General features: G+C 43.5%; 16 protein-coding genes. 6 read left to right on the top strand and 10 right to left on the bottom strand.

Annotation, left to right across the window (positions count from 1 at the left end; translation table 11 throughout):
- Nucleotides 1–16: 16 nt before the first annotated feature.
- Nucleotides 17–310, bottom strand: coding sequence for a putative quinol monooxygenase (locus FFJ24_RS21345; RefSeq protein ID WP_138819173.1), 294 nt, complete (start codon nt 308–310; stop codon nt 17–19).
- 180 nt (nt 311–490) lie between these two features.
- Here FFJ24_RS21345 and FFJ24_RS21340 point away from each other — a divergent pair, with 180 nt between their 5' ends.
- From FFJ24_RS21340 to FFJ24_RS21330, 3 genes are all read left to right on the top strand, one after another.
- On the top strand, nt 491–787 hold the full coding sequence (locus tag FFJ24_RS21340) for a hypothetical protein (protein WP_145315351.1): 297 nt from the start codon (nt 491–493) through the stop codon (nt 785–787).
- Between the two features lie 3 nt (nt 788–790).
- Nucleotides 791–1,606, top strand: a complete 816-nt coding sequence (locus FFJ24_RS21335) for an SOS response-associated peptidase (protein ID WP_138819171.1) — start codon at nt 791–793, stop codon at nt 1,604–1,606.
- Nucleotides 1,607–2,347: 741 nt separating this feature from the next.
- Complete coding sequence (locus tag FFJ24_RS21330) at nt 2,348–2,893, top strand: restriction endonuclease (protein ID WP_138819170.1); 546 nt, start codon at nt 2,348–2,350, stop codon at nt 2,891–2,893.
- Nucleotides 2,894–2,978: 85 nt separating this feature from the next.
- On the opposite strand, the gene FFJ24_RS21325 is transcribed toward FFJ24_RS21330, so the two are convergent.
- Nucleotides 2,979–4,097, bottom strand: coding sequence for a PIN domain-containing protein (locus FFJ24_RS21325; RefSeq protein WP_138819169.1), 1,119 nt, complete (start codon nt 4,095–4,097; stop codon nt 2,979–2,981).
- Nucleotides 4,098–4,337: 240 nt separating this feature from the next.
- Here FFJ24_RS21325 and FFJ24_RS21320 point away from each other — a divergent pair, with 240 nt between their 5' ends.
- Genes FFJ24_RS21320 through FFJ24_RS21310 form a run of 3 tightly spaced genes read left to right on the top strand, consistent with a single transcriptional unit; the run spans nt 4,338 to nt 9,832 of the window.
- Nucleotides 4,338–5,075, top strand: coding sequence for an ImuA family protein (locus FFJ24_RS21320; RefSeq protein ID WP_210419409.1), 738 nt, complete (start codon nt 4,338–4,340; stop codon nt 5,073–5,075).
- Nucleotides 5,076–5,080: 5 nt separating this feature from the next.
- Nucleotides 5,081–6,589 (top strand): DNA polymerase Y family protein, encoded by a 1,509-nt coding sequence (locus FFJ24_RS21315; RefSeq protein WP_138819168.1) that lies wholly within the window; start codon nt 5,081–5,083, stop codon nt 6,587–6,589.
- Nucleotides 6,590–6,601: 12 nt separating this feature from the next.
- Nucleotides 6,602–9,832 (top strand): error-prone DNA polymerase, encoded by a 3,231-nt coding sequence (locus FFJ24_RS21310; RefSeq protein ID WP_138819167.1) that lies wholly within the window; start codon nt 6,602–6,604, stop codon nt 9,830–9,832.
- Between the two features lie 77 nt (nt 9,833–9,909).
- Here the strand turns inward: FFJ24_RS21310 and FFJ24_RS21305 are convergent, their stop codons facing one another.
- The 8 genes from FFJ24_RS21305 to FFJ24_RS21270 form a co-directional block, all read right to left on the bottom strand.
- The gene (locus FFJ24_RS21305) at nt 9,910–11,082 is read right to left on the bottom strand and encodes an N-6 DNA methylase (RefSeq protein WP_138819166.1); all 1,173 of its coding nucleotides are present in this window, start codon (nt 11,080–11,082) and stop codon (nt 9,910–9,912) included.
- A 7-nt stretch (nt 11,083–11,089) separates the two neighbouring features.
- Nucleotides 11,090–12,052 (bottom strand): hypothetical protein, encoded by a 963-nt coding sequence (locus FFJ24_RS21300; protein WP_138819165.1) that lies wholly within the window; start codon nt 12,050–12,052, stop codon nt 11,090–11,092.
- Nucleotides 12,030–13,970 (bottom strand): hypothetical protein, encoded by a 1,941-nt coding sequence (locus FFJ24_RS21295; RefSeq protein WP_138819164.1) that lies wholly within the window; start codon nt 13,968–13,970, stop codon nt 12,030–12,032. Before FFJ24_RS21295 ends, FFJ24_RS21300 begins: the two co-directional genes overlap by 23 nt.
- A complete protein-coding gene (locus FFJ24_RS21290) occupies nt 13,963–14,910 on the bottom strand; it encodes a hypothetical protein (protein ID WP_138819163.1) in 948 nt (315 codons plus the stop codon). The genes FFJ24_RS21295 and FFJ24_RS21290 overlap by 8 nt, the downstream gene beginning before the upstream one ends.
- 3 nt (nt 14,911–14,913) lie before the next feature.
- Complete coding sequence (locus FFJ24_RS21285) at nt 14,914–15,708, bottom strand: thymidylate synthase (RefSeq protein ID WP_138819162.1); 795 nt, start codon at nt 15,706–15,708, stop codon at nt 14,914–14,916.
- Nucleotides 15,709–15,937: 229 nt separating this feature from the next.
- Nucleotides 15,938–16,378, bottom strand: a complete 441-nt coding sequence (locus tag FFJ24_RS21280) for a hypothetical protein (RefSeq protein WP_138819161.1) — start codon at nt 16,376–16,378, stop codon at nt 15,938–15,940.
- A 90-nt stretch (nt 16,379–16,468) separates the two neighbouring features.
- Nucleotides 16,469–19,357, bottom strand: a complete 2,889-nt coding sequence (gene ligD / locus FFJ24_RS21275) for a DNA ligase D (protein WP_138819160.1) — start codon at nt 19,355–19,357, stop codon at nt 16,469–16,471.
- A gap of 33 nt (nt 19,358–19,390) precedes the next feature.
- A complete protein-coding gene (locus FFJ24_RS21270) occupies nt 19,391–19,549 on the bottom strand; it encodes a DUF3606 domain-containing protein (RefSeq protein WP_138819159.1) in 159 nt (52 codons plus the stop codon).
- Nucleotides 19,550–19,652 lie beyond the last annotated feature (103 nt).

The following is a 19,652-nucleotide window of genomic DNA, read 5'->3' as shown; positions in this document are numbered from 1 at the left end:
ACTTAGAGTTTTAATTTCATTTAACGGCAAGCAGATCTATTTTTTCGATCACTGGCGGCACGGCCAGTAATTCATCTGCATGAGCTGTTAAGGCCTTGGGGATATCACCGTTTAGGTGAGCGTCCCGTCCAGCTTCGTCGGCAAATGTATCGAATATGCCAAAGGTAGACGGACCAATTTGTAGCGCATACCAACGAATGGTACCGGGTTCTGCTACCGCCAGGGGCAAAGCGTTTTTCAGAAAGTCAGCCAATTGCTGTTCTTTACCAGGTTTGGCCTCGAGGCGGGCCAGTAATGCTAATTTTTCCATTTGATTATTTGTTAGCAGTTGTTGACGGCAATTTTACCGCTACCGTAAATGCCACACTAATGGTGCCACGATATACAACCAGTTTAAATCAGTATTCATTAGCCATAAACTAACCATTTCCAAATTGTCAATCATTTAGAATCCAAATTTTTGGACGAAAGGCATTCTGGGTTGTACGAAATGACTTGGCCATCATACGTAGGTAATTTCTTTTTAGTAATTTTAGGTATGAGGGAAATGGAAAAGCCGTTTGAGCTCGAGTTCGAAGGCAAAGTGCTGCAGGTATCAGAGCACGAGCTGGCTGGCAAAAGGGTCTTTCATGTTAGCTATGGGCCTGGAGCAAAGCCATTGGTGATTGCTGTGGCCATAGGTGCAAATGGTAAAAAGTTTTGGACCTCTATCCCGCAAGGGCGGCAGAAGGAAGCTACGGATATTGGAAAATTGATTGCGGATCATATCCGCGCTAAACGGAAATAGATTATGTGTTATTACAATGGTCAAAAGGTAACAAGGGCTGAGTTTATCCAGCTTAAGCAATTAGAAAAAGCGGTCCGAGATTATGATTTTTTGGATGTGGATGTGCACAATGGGTTCAATTACCCACCATGCGCGATTGCGATAGCCACCGATGACAGGCGCGATTTTGAGCTTGTGCAGGCACAGTGGGGCTATGTGCCCGGAAAGATGAGCGCCGATGAGGCCATCGCTTTCCGAAGGAAACTTACGACATTAAATTTTAAGGCGGAGAACCTATGGGTGAGCGAGAGCGGCAAGCGGTCGATGTGGAAGGATGCGGCCAGGTCGCGCAGATGCCTGGTACTTTCTACGGGCATAGTGGAATCTAGGCATGTCCCTAAAATTGGAAAGAAAGGACAAGAACTCAAAGAGACGATCAAGTACCCTTATCAGGTTACCCTTAAAGACCATGAATATTTTTGGCTTCCGGGAATTTATAGCGATTGGGTAAATACCGATACTGGCGAGGTCACCAAAACCTTTGCCATCGGGATCACCAAGGCCAATGAGCTGATGAAGCAGGTGCATAACTCCAAGTTGCGCATGCCATGCATACTTACCGATGAGCTGGCATGGGAGTGGCTGATGGGCGATCTGAGCGATGACCGTATTACCGAAATCGCGATGACGCAGATCCCCTCTCGCCTGCTGGAAAGATGTACCATCGGTCCAGAATACCGCCTTGAGGGAGCGATCAATAAAAAAGAATATCCCGAGCTCCCTGAGATCAAGCAGGAATTTATCGACCAGGAGGTGCTCGAGTTTGACCATTGGAGTTAGTTTTTCTTTAGTAATTCAATCTAAAGGGATCCAGGAATGGTTGCCGTCGAGCTTACCAGGTCGCAAACCAAGGATGTAAAACCATACCTATAAAACAAGCTGGTTAACCCGGCATGGCTGGATAGCAATAAATTTTTTTTGAACAAGGAAAAGGGTTGGATGTATATCCGCCCTTTTTTTATGCGCTAATTTCTCCATCATAATTTTTGGGGATACCGCTGTTTCCTAATATAGAAATCGCTTTTTTTATCTATACGGTAAAGTGGGGATACCACCCTTTCTAAAGGTATGATCATTTTCTTTTCTGGGCTCTGTTAGGTTCGCGCTGCGCTTGATTGCGCGAGCCGATTTGCCTGTCCTTTCGGCATCGCCCGCCTGCTGTTAAGTTTGCCCAGGCTATGATGAAATCTGGAAATTTTATCATAGCAATATATGGCTATTTAAGCCTGTCCTTTTCTGGGCAGTCCCCTCTGGCTATGTTGGGCAATGTTTTTCTGCAATAATTGATGATAAAAATGGAAGGTTTTATCTATTGATATATAGGACGGAATTTACCAAACGCGTTTGAAAATGACCTGTCGTTTACCGTTTGAAAACGTGTTCGGACCTTAGTGGAAACTTTTGAATAAAGTTCGGTAACATACTATAGGCACAAGCGGATACTAGGGAAAAAATAATTGCAGAATAAAAGGTAAAAAAAGTTTTTACATACTATTTAAATAAAAGGGAATACTAATAAAAATGTCTAAGTTTTCAACCATAAGGATAAAGGAGCTGCTGGAGAAATCCGATGCAGCCAAGCTTCCAGACCATAAGGGCGCTGCCCTTGAGGAGCTGGGGCGCTATCTTTTTGGCAAAATGAAAGGCTTGGAACTCTATGCTCAAAATAAATTCAACAAGAGCGGTTCTAGGGAACTTGACATCATCTACAAAAACGACAGGCGTATTTCCGAGCTTCATTTTCTCGACGGCTTTATTCCAATCGAATGCAAGAACACGGCTAAGAAAACCACAAGCGAGCAGGTCAACTGGTTTGCCAATAAGGTTAGTGATACTACAGCTAGGTATGGAATACTGTTGTCACTTTCGGGAGTAACGGGCAAAGATGAAACTGAGGCGGCCAAATCTGAAATCACGCGGGCGGTAGGTAAATTAGGTGTGGGACTACTGGTCCTAACTCGAGCTGAAATTTTGCAGCTGAGTTCGACATGTGATCTGGCGGATCTGTTGGAGCGAAAATTTCATGCGCTTTGTCTTGAAGAAAAAATAGAGTTCGAATTTGAGTGATCGCCTCCTCTTTAAGATTTGCGCTAAGAATGATCTTGCCACTGATCGACAGATCGTCAGCAGAGCGGTATGCTGTTAATGATTGCTAGCGGACTTTTGACGGATTGAATAAAAGATCATAGTCCCAATCGTCAAAAATGTCTATGCCTGTCGGGCTAACCGCGTCCGTTAATTTCGCATTGGCCTTTCCGGTTCCAAGGTTGAAGTCTACGGTAACATAAAAATTTATTGCTTTCTCAGCCTCCATTACGTAGGGGGAATATTCGACCCCGATATATCCAAATTCGTTTTTGCTTAAATGAGGCGTGTGAATCTCATCCTTCAATATCAAAGTAACGGTGTATTGGACGATAGCTGTGCATTGTAGTTGCGCGCCAAATCCACCGGTCGAGACAATGTTATAGCGATCAAACTTAAAATCAGATACTTCAAATGATTCAAGATGATCGATTGCGATCCCCCTGATTTCAGTCTTTGCGCTCGCGACATCCTCTAGGTAGTTAGAAAAACGAATTTTTGCATCATGCTCCAATTTTGATTTTGAGGAAGCATAGGTGTCCTCGATCAGCTTCAGTATGCCAGATCTGTTTTCATTGGCCCTGTTGATGAGGTCAAGCTTTTCTGCGATATCGTTAATAGGTTTAACGTAGTTGGAGAGAGCATTGTCAAAATCCGTATCGAATGTTACGAAAAAGCATTCTTTCTTGCCAATCTTAAAATATTGGTCGAGCGCGTAAAAACTGAAAGCGTCCGGAAATTCGTTTTTCTTTTTTGCAGATGCAAAGGGGGGATTGCTTTCGAAATAATCGTTCATCACTTTTTCGATTGTCAGACCTTTGGTAGGCAGGATTTTTACCTCCGCATAACTGATCCATTCGTCAAAATCTTTCTTGAACTGATCTATAAGTTTGGCCCTATCCAGTTCTGGCAGGGTAAAATATGCTTCATAATCCTTAAAATTCTTTAATACCCTAATTTGGGCAATCGTTTTTTTGACCGTGATAATCTTGTTCTCTTCCTCCAAAAGGCGTTTGGCGAACCTGGATAAAACTTCCCTATAGACAATATCGGTGATGTAAATCTTTACCTGTTTCTCTTTCCCCAGATCTCCGAGGTTTTTCAGCAGTTTTCCCCCAAGGAAATTCTGGGATTCGACAAACGAAGTATCGAGGGCAAATAGCCTGATTGGTTCCGTAGACTTCATACTTGTTTGAATAATGGTAATTCTATCTTCAAATCTAACAAATTATCACGTTAAACAATCTCCGATGCTATTGACTGAGCAGAGCTGCAAGGTCACAACGTTATGCTCTGAGCCGCCTAGAGTTCTCCACCAAAAACACAATCTTTTCAACATTTTATAATTTACTAACAATTTTAGCTTTATGTTTGTTGTTAAATTTGTAATTACTAAAAATAATAGTATAAAATTTACCGAGTTGTCATGGATGCTAAAAAGGAATTGTTTCAAAAATTGCAGCAGGATATCCTGTTGTGGCAGGGCTTTAAGCCCATAGCCGCGGGCAAGGCTGAACGTATCGGTCTTGGAGAAATCGAAGACGCCTTCCCTGGTGCCGTATTCCCGAAAAAGGCAATCCATGAGTTTATTACTATAGCCCCTGAGCAATCGGCGGCAAGCGATGGGTTTATCGCAGGGCTTCTCGCCGTGCTGATGGAAAATGGTGCGGCCTGCGTATGGGCAAGCACATCGCGACATCTGTTCCCCGCTTCGCTCAGCCATTTTAACGTTGAGCCAGATCGGATCATCTTTATGGATGTGCAAACAGAAAAAGAAGTGCTATGGATCACAGAAGAAGCGCTCAAATGCGAAGGGCTTGCGGCGGTCGTGGCCGAGGTCGGTTCGCTGAGCCTCATCGAGTCCAGGAGATTACAGCTGGCAGTTGAGGCCAGTGGTGTTACCGGATTTATCCTTCGGAAAGACGAGAACAAAACAGCTAGCACAGTGGCCACCGCAAGGTGGAGGATCAGCCCATTGCCTTCGGTCGCAGAAGACGGTATGCCCGGCCTCGGTTTCCCGCGATGGCAGGTTGAGCTGCTGAAGGTGCGTAATGGTAATCCTGGAAATTTTGTGCTGGAATGGGCGGGCGAGAAATTCGAGGAAATCAAAAAGACAAAGAAACAGCCGATATGGGTCAGTGCTGAAGGGAGGCAGATTGGGTAATCATTATGCAAAGGCGTTTTGTTTCCATATGGTTCCGCCAGCTTCTGGCTGACTGGCAGCTTATCCGCAGGCCCGAGCTTGCCGGGGTGCCCTTTGTTTTTGCCGCGCCCGACCATGGCCGCATGATGATCACAGCGGTGAGCCCGGTTGCCATGGAATCCGGCGTTGAGGTTGGAATGAGGGCAGCTGATGCAAAGGCCATCTGTCCGGGCCTAGAAGTATTGGACGATAAACCGGGACGTCCCAGAAAATTGTTAAAAGGGCTCGGAGAGTGGTGCGTACGCTATTCCCCTGTTGTAGCAATAGACGAGTTTGGGATGGATGGGCTGCTGCTTGATTCCTCGGGATGCAGCCACCTTTGGGGCGGAGAAAGAGGCTATTTGAAGGAAATTGTATCAAGGCTAAAAAGCAAGGGCTACACAGTGAGGCTCGCTATTGCCGATACCCCCGGCGCGGCCTGGGCGGTATCGCATTATGGAAAAGTAACTCCGCTCATCCCGGAAGGAGGACAGGTCGATGCGCTGATGAACCTGGTGCCGGAAGCGCTACGCCTGGAGCAGACGGTACTTGCAAAGCTTCGGAAACTGGGGTTCTATCAGATCAAAAGTTTCATAGGCATGCCAAGGTCGGTACTGCGCAGAAGGTTTGGCGAGGATTTTCTGCTGCGTCTGGCGCAGGCAATCGGTACAGAGGCAGAAGTGCTTGTTCCCCTGCAGGTACCAGTTCCCTTTAGCGAAAGGCTCTTTAGCCTGGAGCCTATCAGGACTCGCAACGGAATAGAGATCGCCATCAATAAACTATTGGAAAACCTGTGCAAGAGGATGCAGGCCGAGGGAAAGGGATTGCGTTTCGGAGTGCTTACCTGCTACCGGATCGACGGCAAAGTGGTACAGGTGGATATCGGGACAAGTGGCGCATCGCATAGCGTAGGCCATCTGTTCAAGCTTTTTCAGCTGAAGATCGATCAGATCAGGCCGGCCCTGGGCATAGAGCTTTTTGTGCTCGATGCCCCGAAAGTGGATGATGTGGAAGTTCCCCAGGAAGAAATGTGGACATCAAAGCCGGGGCTTGATGATCAGAGCGTCATCAAGCTGCTTGACCGGGTGGCCGGAAAGGTTGGCTTTCAGGTGATCCACCGCTATCTGCCCGCAACCAAATACTGGCCGGAAAGATCGGTGCTAAGGGCGGTCTCGGTTACAGAAAAGCCTGTTGCCAGTTGGCGGGTAGATAAGCCACGTCCAACCGAACTTTTGAAAACACCCGTTCCGATAGAAGTGATGGCCATTATCCCCGATCATCCCCCTAAGTTTTTTATCTATAAGGGTGTTCGCCACATCGTGGCAAAGGCCGATGGCCCTGAGCGCATCGAGCGGGAGTGGTGGCTCGATCAGGGCGAGCATAGGGATTATTACCAGGTGGAGGATGAACAGGGCGGCCGGTATTGGCTGTTCCGTTCGGGCCATTATGGAGAGGAAAAGAAATACAAATGGTTCATCCACGGATTTTTTGCATAAAGGAGATGGTTTATGGCATATAGCGAATTACAGATTACTTCAAATTTCAGCTTCCTGCGCGGGGCATCGCACGCCCATGAGCTGGTCGAGCAGGCGGAAATCTTTGGGTATAAAAAAATAGCGGTTACGGATAGGAATACCCTTGCGGGAATTGTCCGTGCCTATGCCGCGTGCAGGGAAAAAAACGTGAAGCTTATCCCCGCCTGCAGGCTGGATCTGCTGGATGGACCGAGCCTGCTTGCCTATCCTACGGACAAGGAAGCCTACGGCAGATTATCGGCGCTGCTCACCCTGGGAAATATGAGAGCTGAAAAAGGCTCGTGCCATATCTCCAGGGAAGATGTATATGCCCATAGCAAAGGGATCATATTTACCGTGGTCACCCCTGGGGTGCTCGATAGAAGATTTCAATATGACCCGGCATTTGTCCTGGCGGTCGCAGAATATAGGGAGGCCCTGGGCAGCCAGTTGTATATTGCCGCAACAAGGTCGTATATGGGAAACGATGATAAGCTTATCTTCCGGACCGCTCAGCTATCGGAAACCTACGGGATCCCCGTGGTGGCAACGGGCGACATCCATTACCATAACCCTTCGCGCCGGGAATTGCAGGATGTGCTTACCTGCGTCAGGGAAAAATGCACCATACAGGAAGCGGGCTTTCGCCTTCACCAGAACGCCGAGCGCTACATGAAAGAAGTGTCGGAGATGGAAAGGCTATTTAGAAAATACCCGAGCGCAATCCGAAACACGATGGTGATAGCCGAGGCCTGCGAGTTTTCTCTGGATGAGCTGAAATACGTTTACCCCGAGGAGATCAATCAAAGCGGGCGCTCACCGATGGAGGAGCTGGAATACCTTACCTGGAAAGGGGCACATGAATTCTATGGGGAAACTGTCCCTGATAAAGTCGTGAACATGATCAATCACGAGATGGAGTTTGTGAAGAAAATGGACTATGCCAATTATTTTCTTTTTGTCGAGGATATCGTCAGGGAGGCCAGGTCTCGCGGGATCCTGTGCCAGGGACGTGGTTCTGCCGCCAATTCGGCGATATGTTTTGTTCTGGGTATAACCTCCGTCAATCCTATGAAATTTGACCTGCTGTTCGAGCGCTTCATTTCGCCGGCCAGAAATGAGCCCCCTGATATCGATGTGGATTTTGAGCACGAGCGAAGGGAAGAGATCATCCAGTATATCTATGATAAATACGGGCGTGATCGGGCGGCCATCGTAGCAACGGTTACCCAGCAGCACCAGAAGGGTGCGATCCGGGATGTGGGAAAAGCGATGGGGCTATCGGTGGATACGATCAACAGGCTGTCCAGTTCTATCTGGGAATTTACCGATGAATGGTTCGAGGGTAAACGGGTTACGGAACAAGGTCTTAATCCGAACGACCCGCACCTTAAAAAAACGCTCGAACTTACCGCCCAGATGATGGGCTTTCCTAGACAGCTCGGCCAGCATACGGGCGGCTTTGTGGTAACGCAGGGTAAGCTTACCGACCTGTGCCCAATTTTAAATGCCCGGATGGAGGATCGTACAAATATCGAGTGGAATAAAGACGACATCGATGCGCTCGGATTTTTAAAGGTGGATGTGCTTGCACTGGGCATGCTTACCTGCATCAGAAAGGCTTTCGACCTTTGCCGGGATCATTATGGAAAGCAGTTTACCCTGGCCAATATCCCACAGGATGACCCGGCGGTATATGACATGATCTGTCTGGCCGATACGCTAGGGGTTTTCCAGATCGAGAGCCGGGCGCAGATGTCCATGCTGCCAAGGCTTAAGCCCAGGGAATTCTATGACCTGGTGATCGAGGTGGCTATTGTACGGCCCGGTCCGATACAAGGAGATATGGTTCATCCATACCTGCGCAGGCGGAATGGCGAAGAGCCGGTGGTCTACCCTTCCCCGGAGCTTGAAGCAATCCTGGGACGTACCCTGGGCGTACCGCTATTTCAGGAACAAGCAATGAAAATTGCAATTGTCGCAGCGGGATTTACCCCTGCCGAGGCCGATGGCTTGCGCAGAAGTATGGCTACATTCAAGTTTAAGGGGCTGGTAAACCAATATGAGCAAAAGCTCATAGATGGGATGCTGGCCAAGGGCTACACCCTGGAATTTGCGCAGCGGATATTCAAGCAGTTGGAGGGATTTGGAAGCTACGGCTTCCCCGAATCGCACGCGGCAAGTTTTGCGCTTTTGGTATACGTGTCCTGCTGGCTTAAACATTATTACCCCGATGTATTTGCGGCAGCGTTGCTGAACAGTATGCCAATGGGATTTTACCAGCCCGCGCAGATCGTTATCGATGCGCAGAAACATACCGTCCAGGTTCGCGAGGTGGATGTGAACCATTCTCTTTGGGACAATAGGCTGGAAGAAAAATCGGGCAGATACTTTACCCTGAGATTGGGATTTAGGCAGATCAGCGGTATCCGTGCCGATGATATCGATACACTGGTTAATGGACGTGGAGAAGGGTATCAAAGCATTACCGCGCTTCGAGATGCGGGAGTTTCGATTGCTGCGCTGGAAAGGCTCGCCGATGCAGATGCTTTTCGTTCGATGGGATTGGACAGGCGAAAAGCGCTGTGGGAAGTTTCGGCCCTGCAGGATATGCCGGTGGAATTGTTCAAGGGACAGGCATCGGAGAGCGTGCTGGAAACACAGGTTGAGCTTCCGCTTATGGGAAAAGGTGAACATGTAGTCCAGGATTACGCTACGGTGGGACTATCTCTAAGGGCACATCCAGTGAGCTTTGTGCGCTCGCAACTGGATATGTTAAATATCCGTAGTTGCCATCATATCAACAATGATTCTACAGACGGGCAGTTGGTCAAAGTGGCTGGCCTTGTGCTGGTACGTCAGCGTCCAGGCACTGCTGGTGGGGTGTGCTTTATAACTATTGAGGATGAGACGGGATATTCAAATCTGGTGGTATTCGAAAAACTGTTTGAAACCTACCGCAAGGAAATCCTGCACGCAAGGCTGCTAATGGTAGAGGGCAGGTTGCAGCGTGAGGGAAAAGTAGTTCATGTGATCGTGAGCAAATGTTTTGATTTTACAAAGATGCTGGGCAAGCTGTTGCAGCGGGAGGTTGATGATCTGCCGGTATTGACTCTGGCACGCGGGGATGAGAAAACAGCCCCATATCTGTCGCAGAACAAACGTGCACAGGTACGCGAGGAAGTGCCGAAGGAAGCATTCCATAGTGGGAGAAACTTTAAATAGGTAAACTGGTATTTTCTGTAATAGTTGGCATTAATCACTAAAAAACGATTGCCTTCAGGAGAGAGGCGGGGGATCTATCACTTGATATATAAGTTTTCAAGATTTTTTTTACTGATTACCTGTGCACAAACTCCATGTTTTATAACTTTTAAATTTGTTATTCCATCTATAGACTGTAGATAACTCAAAATTCGTTTCTGATTTACTTTAGGAGCTCTAACGCGATATATACAATCAGAAATTGCTATGATCCCGCTCTCCACAATTAAAACCTGCGTGTGGCATGTTTTACCTACTCTACCAATCAATATATCACCTTTTTGAGCCAAAATAGGTTGCTTTGTAAGCGCATCATATCGATTGTTTTGAGATTGAAGAATACCATCGAAGTTTTTAAAATCAGTGGTATGAAAATAAGGTAAGCCTGTTTTCTTTAAATCCAAATTGGTAATGTTACCCCTTTTGATATCCTTAACAAGGGACAAAAGAGTTTTGCCATTTGAGTTTACCATTTTTTTGTTGGCATGATACTCAAAGTCCATCCGATAGATTAGATCTAATTTGTTAACATAGAAGCTATCAACAATCTCGCCTTTTCTATTTGCTTTGCTAAGTAGTATTGTTTCATGGGAACTAGTCCCTTTTTTAAGGATGAGAATAAATGTCTTCGCTTCAGTTTTTTTGAAAATTTTACTCTCCAGTTCAATAATATTTTCGATGGAGTGGTTCAAAATTAAGTCTTTTCTGAAAAGTTCGAAGTGATGCCCAGATATTAATCCTGCAGGTAAAATTGTGCCTAAAACACCTCCAGTTTTCAACAAAGAAATATTTTGCGCTATAAAAAGTAAGTCTGTAGTATAGGAAATAAGTTTAACAGAATTTTTCAAACCTGAATTTTCCAAGAGTTGAGAATACTTTTCTGTTTTTTCGAGATTCAAGTAAGGTGGATTACATACAGCGATATCAACTGAGCCAACTTTTACATTAATTTTCTCCGAAAGATTAAGATCCAATGAATTTAAATTGAATAAATTCACATTTGAATGGGTGGTCGTCAGGCTCTCTACTCTATTTCTGTCCAAATCAACACCGCAGAATTTAGCGTTTTTCCAACGCATTTGAGCGGCAGTTGTCAAAGATCCGTCACCAATTCCCAAGTCAAGAACTAGTTTAGGGTCATTGAATTTGATGCTGTTTGCCAGTAATATTGAAAAAGGTTCTTTAGTAAAAAACTGCGCTAATTCATTCATTTTATCCTCAATCTATAAAGCCTGATAAATGGTACATGCTTGATTTTAGTACTTTTTCACTCCTAAAGTTTTTTTCAATCGGAAAATCGTAAATCAAATGACAATCTTTATACTTAGTCGCAAAAATTGCCATGCCAAGTGCATGAGGCCTTGTACCCAAAGGTGCTAATAAAAGTCTGAAATCTTGAGAATAAATACTATTAATTAATTTTAGTAATTCGTATATGCCAAATGGGCAGGATGCATCGCAAAGTTTGATCTTCTGTTCTGATTCTGCGTCTGAAAGAACTTTATAATTCATGTAAAGTGCAGTTAGATCCCAACCCGGCACGAATGATGGAAAGCCTAGGATAGGAATCAAGCCGCCCTTAGGTTCAACGTTTTCGTATATAGAAATTAGTCTTTGTCGTTCAAATCCAAATGGTGCGACAAGCATCTCATTATCATTTCTATTTATCTTTGAGAAACCTGGTACAGAATAATTGCACCCTACAATTCCATCGTATAACTCAAACTCTTCATCGTCAGTCAATACTTTGTTAACTTTTAAATATTTTTTTGGCTCAGTATAAGACGCAAAAAGCCGTTTGGGTTTGATTTCTGACAGAAAAATTTTCACCAATAAAAACAAAATTGGTTGCGATAGGCAGGTAATATCAATGCATACTGAAGATGTTGAAATGGATTGATTCGCCAAAAATTTTTTAAGACCAGGGATCAAAGTCAATCCATTCTGTTTGTCCAGCAATGAATTGTTCTCGTCCTTTACTTCGTATTCAAATGATTCAGCAGTTTCATTGGTGCCTAGATAGAAAATGCTACCTTTGAATTGCTTCAAAGAATTTCTAACATGGTTACACCTTTCATCCCGTGATCTATCGTCGCGAAGCCCTATGATCAGAATATCTATTTGTTGGGAAAAGTACTCAGCTGAGGTTGTGTTTAAATCAAATTTCTCTTGATAGATCATTTCCGAAAAAATTTATAACTCCCTGAATAACATCTTCCTGCTGATTGGCTAGTGTCTTGATTACCTTGTCAACATCTGAATTGGTGCCAACTAGCAAAATCTTCAGATCCTTTGGATCTATATATAGTTTCCTTTTTCTTCGGTGCGAAATTTTAAAGTAAGGGCAAAAAATATGATTTAAGTGATAATCCCGTGTTTCTATGCTATCGTTTTTTTCTTTCGTAGGCATATCGAATTGTAGCACATTGTGCATTACTGCATGCTCTAGGACATTCATTGCTTCGTTTGACAGGCTTTTTAGCTCAGAAGGCTTTGTAAAGAAATGATTGGGCTCTGGTTCGCCTAAAGTCGAGCTTGGATCTGTGTGTTTCAAATAGAATAGCCTTCCCAACGCCAAAGTCAGCCTTTTGAGATACACCCCGTCAGGAACAAACCCGTCAATTTTCGCAACCTTCGATTGAGATACATAGTGGGCGGCTTGAGTTTGCTCTTCTAGAGTTAATCTGCGGGGATTATCAAAGCTGAAATTATCACTAAATGCAAAATCAAATGCACTCTCACATATCTCCAAAAAACTTCTTATTACTCCAGAAGATAACATTGAAAACGTTTTTAATCCATGGTACTTTTTGTTGACATCCAGCTCCTTACAAAGTAAAAAATAAGTTGCGAAAAGCATGTTTCCTTTCCAATCTTTGTATTTCGTCGAGTTCTCTTTAGCGTTTTTGTAAAGCTCTTTTATCGAAACCCGAGATTTCCTATTTAGCAGAGAAATGTGCATTCTCACGATATCGGGAGTAGAGTCGATTAAAACTGAATAAACATCCTTTATCTGTTCCTGATTAAAAGCTTTTAACCTTGAATTCTCTAAGTCGATCATGTCTTTTAACAGGGCCTTAATTTTTCCAAATTTTGGCTTTGAAGCGAACTCTTCCAATTCTACTTTTTTGCCATAATAATGGAGGTAGAAATTAATGTCGAAAAAATCTTTGTTGTTGCCCAGATCCTTGGGAATGTAATCCTGAAGTCTTTTCTGACAGATTGAGAATAAAAGCTCCTCATAATCTTCTTGACGATTAAAACTACTACTTTCAGGGTAATGGTGGACAAAGTCATGAGGCTCCTGTATTATTTCACCAGAAATTGTTTCTTCACAATAGCGCCCGTTGCTTTTTACGCCAATATCATACACAAGCCAATATTTGCTTTGTTTGACGAGAGTATTTATTTGTTTTTGTTGGAGGACGTTTAATTCCTCAAACTCATCGACAAATACGTGAAAGCGACTAGAATTGAATAAAGAAATTTTTCTAAGCTCATCTAATAAAACGTTTATCAAAGTTCCAGCATGTAAACCAATTGGCTTAGCACCATCGGGATCATTAGAATAACTCTCGATTGTATCCAAAATTGCCTCGAACTGATTGTTAGTTTCCTTTAATGACACATTTGTCGATTGATTTTGAAGTTTTTGATTAACGCGCCTTAATGCATCCTGAATTTCCATCTCGGAGACTAATTCCCTATCAATACATGCACTCACGAAAGCTATTATTTCCTTGCATATAATAATGTTAAAATATGTGTTGAAAACAGACTGCCAAACCCATTCCTCAACACCTTTTCCCATTAGATTTCTACCGACGAATTTTCCATCAACTTTATAATAAAATCCAATGAGTCCCGCGCTAGAAAATATTTCGTGAATCGGTTTTTTTTGATCTTCAAGTTCTAGTATTCTTTCTTTCCAGGAATTGCAAAGAAAAAACATAGTTTTACCACAACCTCTACTTCCTTCAAAAATTAATGGCTTTTCGGAAAGTAATTCAGAGGAAGTTGTTTTCACATAGTATTTCCATGTTGCATCTCCCATTTGTTCTGCCCTGTTCCTATTAAATGGATTTTTTGATCTAAACATTGGCTGAATTTTTACGTTTAAATAATGGTTTCCAATCAGAATTCTGTTTCCAAAAAATAGGTAGAGACCAGTCCGGAGTGGTGTTATGAATAAACACTGCAAAATCTAGCTCATTATAACCTTTCCTTGGAACTTGGTATACAGCCTCAATTTGATCTAAATATTTTATAGCTTCATCCATTTCTTCTTGGTCGCCGTTCCAAATATTATTTGACACTTCAAAAACCCTATTATCGGAAGACAATTTTTCACATATCCTCACTTTTAATCCCTGTAAGTCGCCATTTAGTTGTAAGTCTAAAAGCGCATCTTCGTTTCCAATCAAAATCAAATAGAATATTTCAATTCCACGGCTTTGAGCCTCCTTCTTTATGTCTCCGATAGCGCTATTGGTATTCCAAAAATCATATATCTGTTGCCCACTGCCTAGACAATCATCTACGATAACGATATATTTATATTTGTCTAACTTAGCCAAATCAACTTTGAAGTGAAATTCTGCATTTACCGGAGACATCCCTGTTTTATGTGTCAAGTAACGTATCATTGAATTTCCGCTTTCACTCGGTGAATTACTATCTAAAAGAGGTATAAAGAGTGTTTCAGCAATACAACCATTGATAATACTTTCCATCTCGGATCTTGGATGATAAATATTACCGTCGTTGATCAGTTTTGTCTTCAGTCTATCTCCAAATATTTTGGAATAAATTCCATCTTTAAGTAATTCGATTAGATTTGCTTCACTATAGTATAAAGCATGTAAAAGAATTTTAATTGCAAAGTATCGGCCTTTTGTCTCTTTGAAATTATGGTACAGCCAGTCTGTTATCTCACCCTCGGTCACTCCGCTCCATTGACTTGTGCGGCACATAGTTCTAATTAAGGCTTTTTTATTAGAGCAATAAAGCTCCATGTCTGTATCAGAAGGTATTGCCATTTTTTAAACCGCTATTGGTGCTTTGATTGCTGGATATGGGTCATAACCTAACAATTTAAAATCTTCATATTTGAAGTCAAATATATTTTTAATATCAGGATTAATCTCCATTCTAGGATAGGGTCTCGGAGTTCTTGATAGCTGTAAATCAACCTGTTCAAGATGATTTAAATAAATGTGTGTATCTCCGAATGAATGGACAAACTCGCCATATTTCAAACCACATACTTGGGCGATCATCATAGTTAATAATGCATAAGATGCTATATTGAATGGCACGCCGAGAAACATGTCCGCACTGCGTTGGTACATTTGACAAGAGAGTTTCCCATTTGCCACATAGAACTGGAACATAAGGTGACATGGAGGAAGTGCCATCTGGTCTACTTCCGCAACATTCCATGCACTCACTATCAAACGCCTAGAGTCGGGATTTTTTTTAATCATATCCACAACCTTTTCAATTTGATCGATGTGACCTCCATCAGGTAGCGGCCAATTTCTCCATTGAGTTCCATACACAGGACCAAGATCACCATTTTCATCAGCCCACTCGTCCCAAATTGTTACTCCATTTTCCTTCAAGTATTGAATATTTGATGAACCTTTAAGAAACCATAGTAGTTCGTGAATGATAGATTTAATATGGACTTTTTTAGTTGTAATTAGAGGGAAGCCATGTTCTAAATCAAATCTCATCTGGTATCCGAAAATACTTATAGTTCCCGTCCCAGTTCTATCAGTTTTGAGCACACCATTTTCCCTAACAAATTTTAAAAGATTTTCATATTGGTTCATTCCAAAATTTTTTATTCAAATTTAATAAATTATAATATCTAATTCAGCTTGGCGCAGAATTGTTAAAAAATTGAGGAAAACTAATTTTTGCTGAGTAAATCGATGAGCATCGGAAAATTTTCTTTTTCGAACGGCAGATTCTGATAACTCTTTCCAGTCGATTGGGATATATTCTGTTAAATTTGGTAGTTTAAACCGACTTTTGAATCGGGTAGAGCAGCGTTATGAGCTAATTTATCCCGACGATATAGAAATAGGCATCATTTTCCTTTTTGACCATTAGATCCAGATGTTCGTCGAATGTGACAAGGTTCAGCACTTCATCCTTTAAAAAGGTTGTGAACACCTCCATATCGGTACCGTGCTTTACGTTCACTTCAAGTATTTCACTGGTCTTCCATTCGGTTGAAGCGATCTCAGGGTACGTGCCCATCAATAGCGACGGAAAGCCTTTTCGGGAAAAAGCTTCGGAAAGGTGAACGGCAATTTCCCACATGTAGTGCTCTAATTCAGCATCCTGGGTTGTCCACTGCATGCCCTTGTGCTCATCCTGCCACATGCTGCCCGAAAACTTCCCGTCAAGCAAAACGCTGTAACATTCTCCTGCCTCTTCAACAGTTGCCTGTATATTTCCCTTATCTGTAGGGAGGTCAAAAACGTATCTTTCCATGGTGATAATTTAATATAAATGTATTGTGAGCTTTTTTGTTTTTAGTAATAATCTTGACGTGAGGCCTAGCAATAAAGGAAACCTTATAAACTAGCTAAAGTTTTCCTGCGCGGACGAGAGTACCTTCTGCATGTCTATACCCTTTCCCAGTACGCCCGTAAAGAGATCACCAGTTTCCCTTAACCTATCGATAGCATTGAAGAGGGTAAAATCACGCATTTTTAGTCCGGGTTTTACTTCTTCCCAAAGTAACGGCATCGACACGGTAGCACCTGGTTTTGGCCTCAGGGAGTAGACACCCGCAATCGTCGCTCCTGGTCTATTCTGCAGAAAATCAAGGTACATTTTACCGCCCCTTTTGGAAATAGAACGTTCCAGTGTAGTGAATTTCGGCAGTTCCCGGTGCACCTGTCTAACAATGAGATTGGCAAATAGTTGCGACTGCTCATAGGTGTATTTTGCGCCCAAAGGAATATAAATATGGATGCCGGTTGAGCCTGAGGTTTTGGCAAAGCCAGGTACCCCTATGCTGTCTAGCACTTCCTTGGTCACCTGAGCCGCCTTGATCACCTGCTCAAAAGTATTTTTATCGGGATCCAGATCAATGACGCAATAGTCTGGATTATCCGGAGAGGCGGCCCTGCTGAACCAAGGGTTCATTTCTATACAGCCGAGGCTCGCCATCCATAATAGTGTTGCCCTGTCGCTCCCCAATAGATAGCTTTTTTCTTTGCCCTTTTCATTCTTATGTGGCATGGTGCGCGCCCAGGATGGTGCAGTTTCCTTTACGTTCTTTTGATAGAAGCTTTCTCCATGGATCCCGCCGGGGAATCTGTTGAGCGACATTGGCCTGTCCAGGAGATAGGGAATCATAAATGGAGCCACGGCATCATAATAGTTGAACATATCGCGCTTGGTGACCTTATCTTCCGGCCAGTAAAGCTTGTCCAGGTTGGTGAACTTCAGGATATGTCCATCGATTTTCTTTTCCTGGATCTGCGAACTGCTTTCCAGCAGGGGCTTTGTCGTTTTTAGGCTTTTGCCCTTGGCAGGTTTTGTCGCCTTAGCAGGCTTCTCCGATTTTTCTTCAGACAGCTTTTGTTCCAGTTTCACTTCCTGTACAAGCGTCTGGGTATCCGTCTCGAGTTCCAAGATAACTTCTTTGGGATCTTTGTCTTTCCTTAATCCCTTGAATGATGCCTGACGTACTTTCCCGTCGCTGGTCAGCTCGGCAAACTCGATCTCGCAGATGAGTTTTGGTTTTAGCCATGTTGGCTTTGCCCCAAGTCGCTGAGGCCTGAACTGTGATGGCTCGTCCACATCGGGCGTGGTTTCAAAGGGACAGGTTTTTGTGGCCAGCTTATCAAACTCTTCCATGAGTTCCTTTTGAGTAGTTTGATTGAATCCGGTGCCTACCTTACCGATATATTTCAGCTTTCCCTTATCATATACGCCTAAGGCAAGTGCGCTAAAATATTTTTCGGTCCCTTCGTTTCGCGTGTATCCGCCGATCACTACTTCCTGCCTTCTCTTCGCCTTTATCTTCAGCCATTCCCTAGATCTGCTATCGGAGGAATAAAAGCTATCTGCCCGCTTGGCGATAATACCTTCCAGCTTCATCCGCTTGGCGGCATCAAAAAAATCTATGCCTGAGGTAAGGTAGGCCTGGCTTAATTTTATGCTTTCATGTTCCTCGGGCACAATGGCTTCAAGTACCTGGCGCCTTTGACTAAGTGTTAGGGATAAAAGAGAATAGCCCTGGAGCCAAAGGATATCAAACAGGTAATAGTGCAGTTTTGCCCGCTGGTTATTCTTCCAGTTCTGAAGAGCGCCAAAGTCGGCCGAACCATCTTCCTTTAATGCTACGATCTCCCCGTCCAGAATGGCGTTGAGGTTCAGGTTGTCGAGTGATTCGGAGATGGAGGTAAACTGGGTGAATTCCAAATTGTTCCTGGAATAAATCGTTGTTCCTCCTTTTTCTAAATAGGAAATGGCACGATAGCCGTCCCACTTGATCTCATATATCCAGCCAGGCTCATCAAAAGGTTCGTCCACCAATGTCGCCTTCATCGGTTTTACCCCCCTGGGCATCGCAGTTTTTTCTGCCGAGAGAACGATATCTTGGATATCGGGAGGTAATGTATCTAAAAATCCCTTCGCATTTTTTGAAATAGTTTTCCTGGATTTAAGGTTTTTCTTTAACGGTCTATCAGAAAGTTCAATCCACACTGGCGCATGGTCACTAGCACCTTCCCAGCCTCTTACGTATTTATCGACGTCACCAGCTTTTAGTTTTTCTGCAAGATCTGCGGTCAATAAAAAGTGGTCCAGTCTTAAGCCCGCATTCCGCTCATAGGCTTTTCGCAGGTAATCCCAATAAGTATAAATAGCAGATGTTGGATACAGGGTTCTGATGGCATCCGTCCATCCCTGATCCAACAGAGATTGATAATTGGCTCTGATCTCAGGCCTGAAGAGTGCATCATTTTTGTATTTCTCAGGCTTATAGGTGTCAAGGTCAGTGGGCATCACATTATAGTCGCCTATCAGCATTACAGGTAGCCCGGTTGCCATGAGCGTTTGGGCATGGTCAATCAATCTTGAAAACCAGCGTTTCTTATATTCATATTTTGGTCCGGGATACGGATTGCCGAAGGGAAGATAAATGCAGCCGATCACGGTATCGTAAGTAAAAACCTCTAGATACCTGCTGTGGGTATATTCATCATCTTCCCCTGGCAGGTCATTCCTGAGTTCCTTGATCTCTTTTTTGGATAGAACCGCAACGCCGTTCCACGCCTTTTGCCCGTGCCATTTGGCCTGGTACCCGGCATCGTTGATTTTTTTGATAGGAAAAGATTTGTCCTCGCATTTGAGCTCCTGCAGGCATACGATGTCCGGATCGGCCTCTTTAAGCCATTTCAAAAGGGTTTCAATGCGGCCATTAACGCCGTTTATATTATAGGTGGCAATCTTCATGTTGCTAAAAAAAGCCCCTTTCGGAGCTTGCTTTTATTTTACCTTTTTTTCGATGGCTTTTCGCTGGTTACCTGCGCTCGATTTCGCATCCTTTACCTTACCTGGTTTAACATCTAGCTTATTAGCCTCATATTTGATTTCGTGGTCCTGATTGGACACCGAATTGCGTTCAACTTTTGTTCCTCTTGCCATAATGTTTTTCTTTTAGTTCGTAAATAGATAACATTGAAATTTGAAATTGGTTTAGAGTTAAAATTTGCTATAGTCTTTAGTACATTACCTGGCTGAGAAATTT

This window comes from Pedobacter sp. KBS0701, assembly GCF_005938645.2.
Classification (GTDB): Bacteria; Bacteroidota; Bacteroidia; order Sphingobacteriales; family Sphingobacteriaceae; genus Pedobacter.
The sequence above is the reverse complement of the archived record's forward strand: the minus strand, read 5'-3'. Positions and strand labels throughout refer to the sequence as shown.

Excerpts from the sequence above, each read along its gene's own strand:
- FFJ24_RS21320 (WP_210419409.1), top strand. The coding sequence starts at position 4,338 with ATGGATGCTAAAAAGGAATTGTTTCAAAAATTGCAGCAGGATATCCTG.
- FFJ24_RS21340 (WP_145315351.1), top strand. The coding sequence starts at position 491 with ATGACTTGGCCATCATACGTAGGTAATTTCTTTTTAGTAATTTTAGGT.
- FFJ24_RS21290 (WP_138819163.1), bottom strand. The coding sequence starts at position 14,910 with ATGGCAATACCTTCTGATACAGACATGGAGCTTTATTGCTCTAATAAA.
- FFJ24_RS21325 (WP_138819169.1), bottom strand. The coding sequence starts at position 4,097 with ATGAAGTCTACGGAACCAATCAGGCTATTTGCCCTCGATACTTCGTTT.
- FFJ24_RS21330 (WP_138819170.1), top strand. The coding sequence starts at position 2,348 with ATGTCTAAGTTTTCAACCATAAGGATAAAGGAGCTGCTGGAGAAATCC.
- FFJ24_RS21280 (WP_138819161.1), bottom strand. The coding sequence starts at position 16,378 with ATGGAAAGATACGTTTTTGACCTCCCTACAGATAAGGGAAATATACAG.
- FFJ24_RS21305 (WP_138819166.1), bottom strand. The coding sequence starts at position 11,082 with ATGAATGAATTAGCGCAGTTTTTTACTAAAGAACCTTTTTCAATATTA.
- FFJ24_RS21295 (WP_138819164.1), bottom strand. The coding sequence starts at position 13,970 with ATGTTTAGATCAAAAAATCCATTTAATAGGAACAGGGCAGAACAAATG.
- ligD (WP_138819160.1), bottom strand. The coding sequence starts at position 19,357 with ATGAAGATTGCCACCTATAATATAAACGGCGTTAATGGCCGCATTGAA.
- FFJ24_RS21300 (WP_138819165.1), bottom strand. The coding sequence starts at position 12,052 with ATGATCTATCAAGAGAAATTTGATTTAAACACAACCTCAGCTGAGTAC.
- FFJ24_RS21310 (WP_138819167.1), top strand. The coding sequence starts at position 6,602 with ATGGCATATAGCGAATTACAGATTACTTCAAATTTCAGCTTCCTGCGC.
- FFJ24_RS21285 (WP_138819162.1), bottom strand. The coding sequence starts at position 15,708 with ATGAACCAATATGAAAATCTTTTAAAATTTGTTAGGGAAAATGGTGTG.
- FFJ24_RS21270 (WP_138819159.1), bottom strand. The coding sequence starts at position 19,549 with ATGGCAAGAGGAACAAAAGTTGAACGCAATTCGGTGTCCAATCAGGAC.
- FFJ24_RS21315 (WP_138819168.1), top strand. The coding sequence starts at position 5,081 with ATGCAAAGGCGTTTTGTTTCCATATGGTTCCGCCAGCTTCTGGCTGAC.
- FFJ24_RS21345 (WP_138819173.1), bottom strand. The coding sequence starts at position 310 with ATGGAAAAATTAGCATTACTGGCCCGCCTCGAGGCCAAACCTGGTAAA.
- FFJ24_RS21335 (WP_138819171.1), top strand. The coding sequence starts at position 791 with ATGTGTTATTACAATGGTCAAAAGGTAACAAGGGCTGAGTTTATCCAG.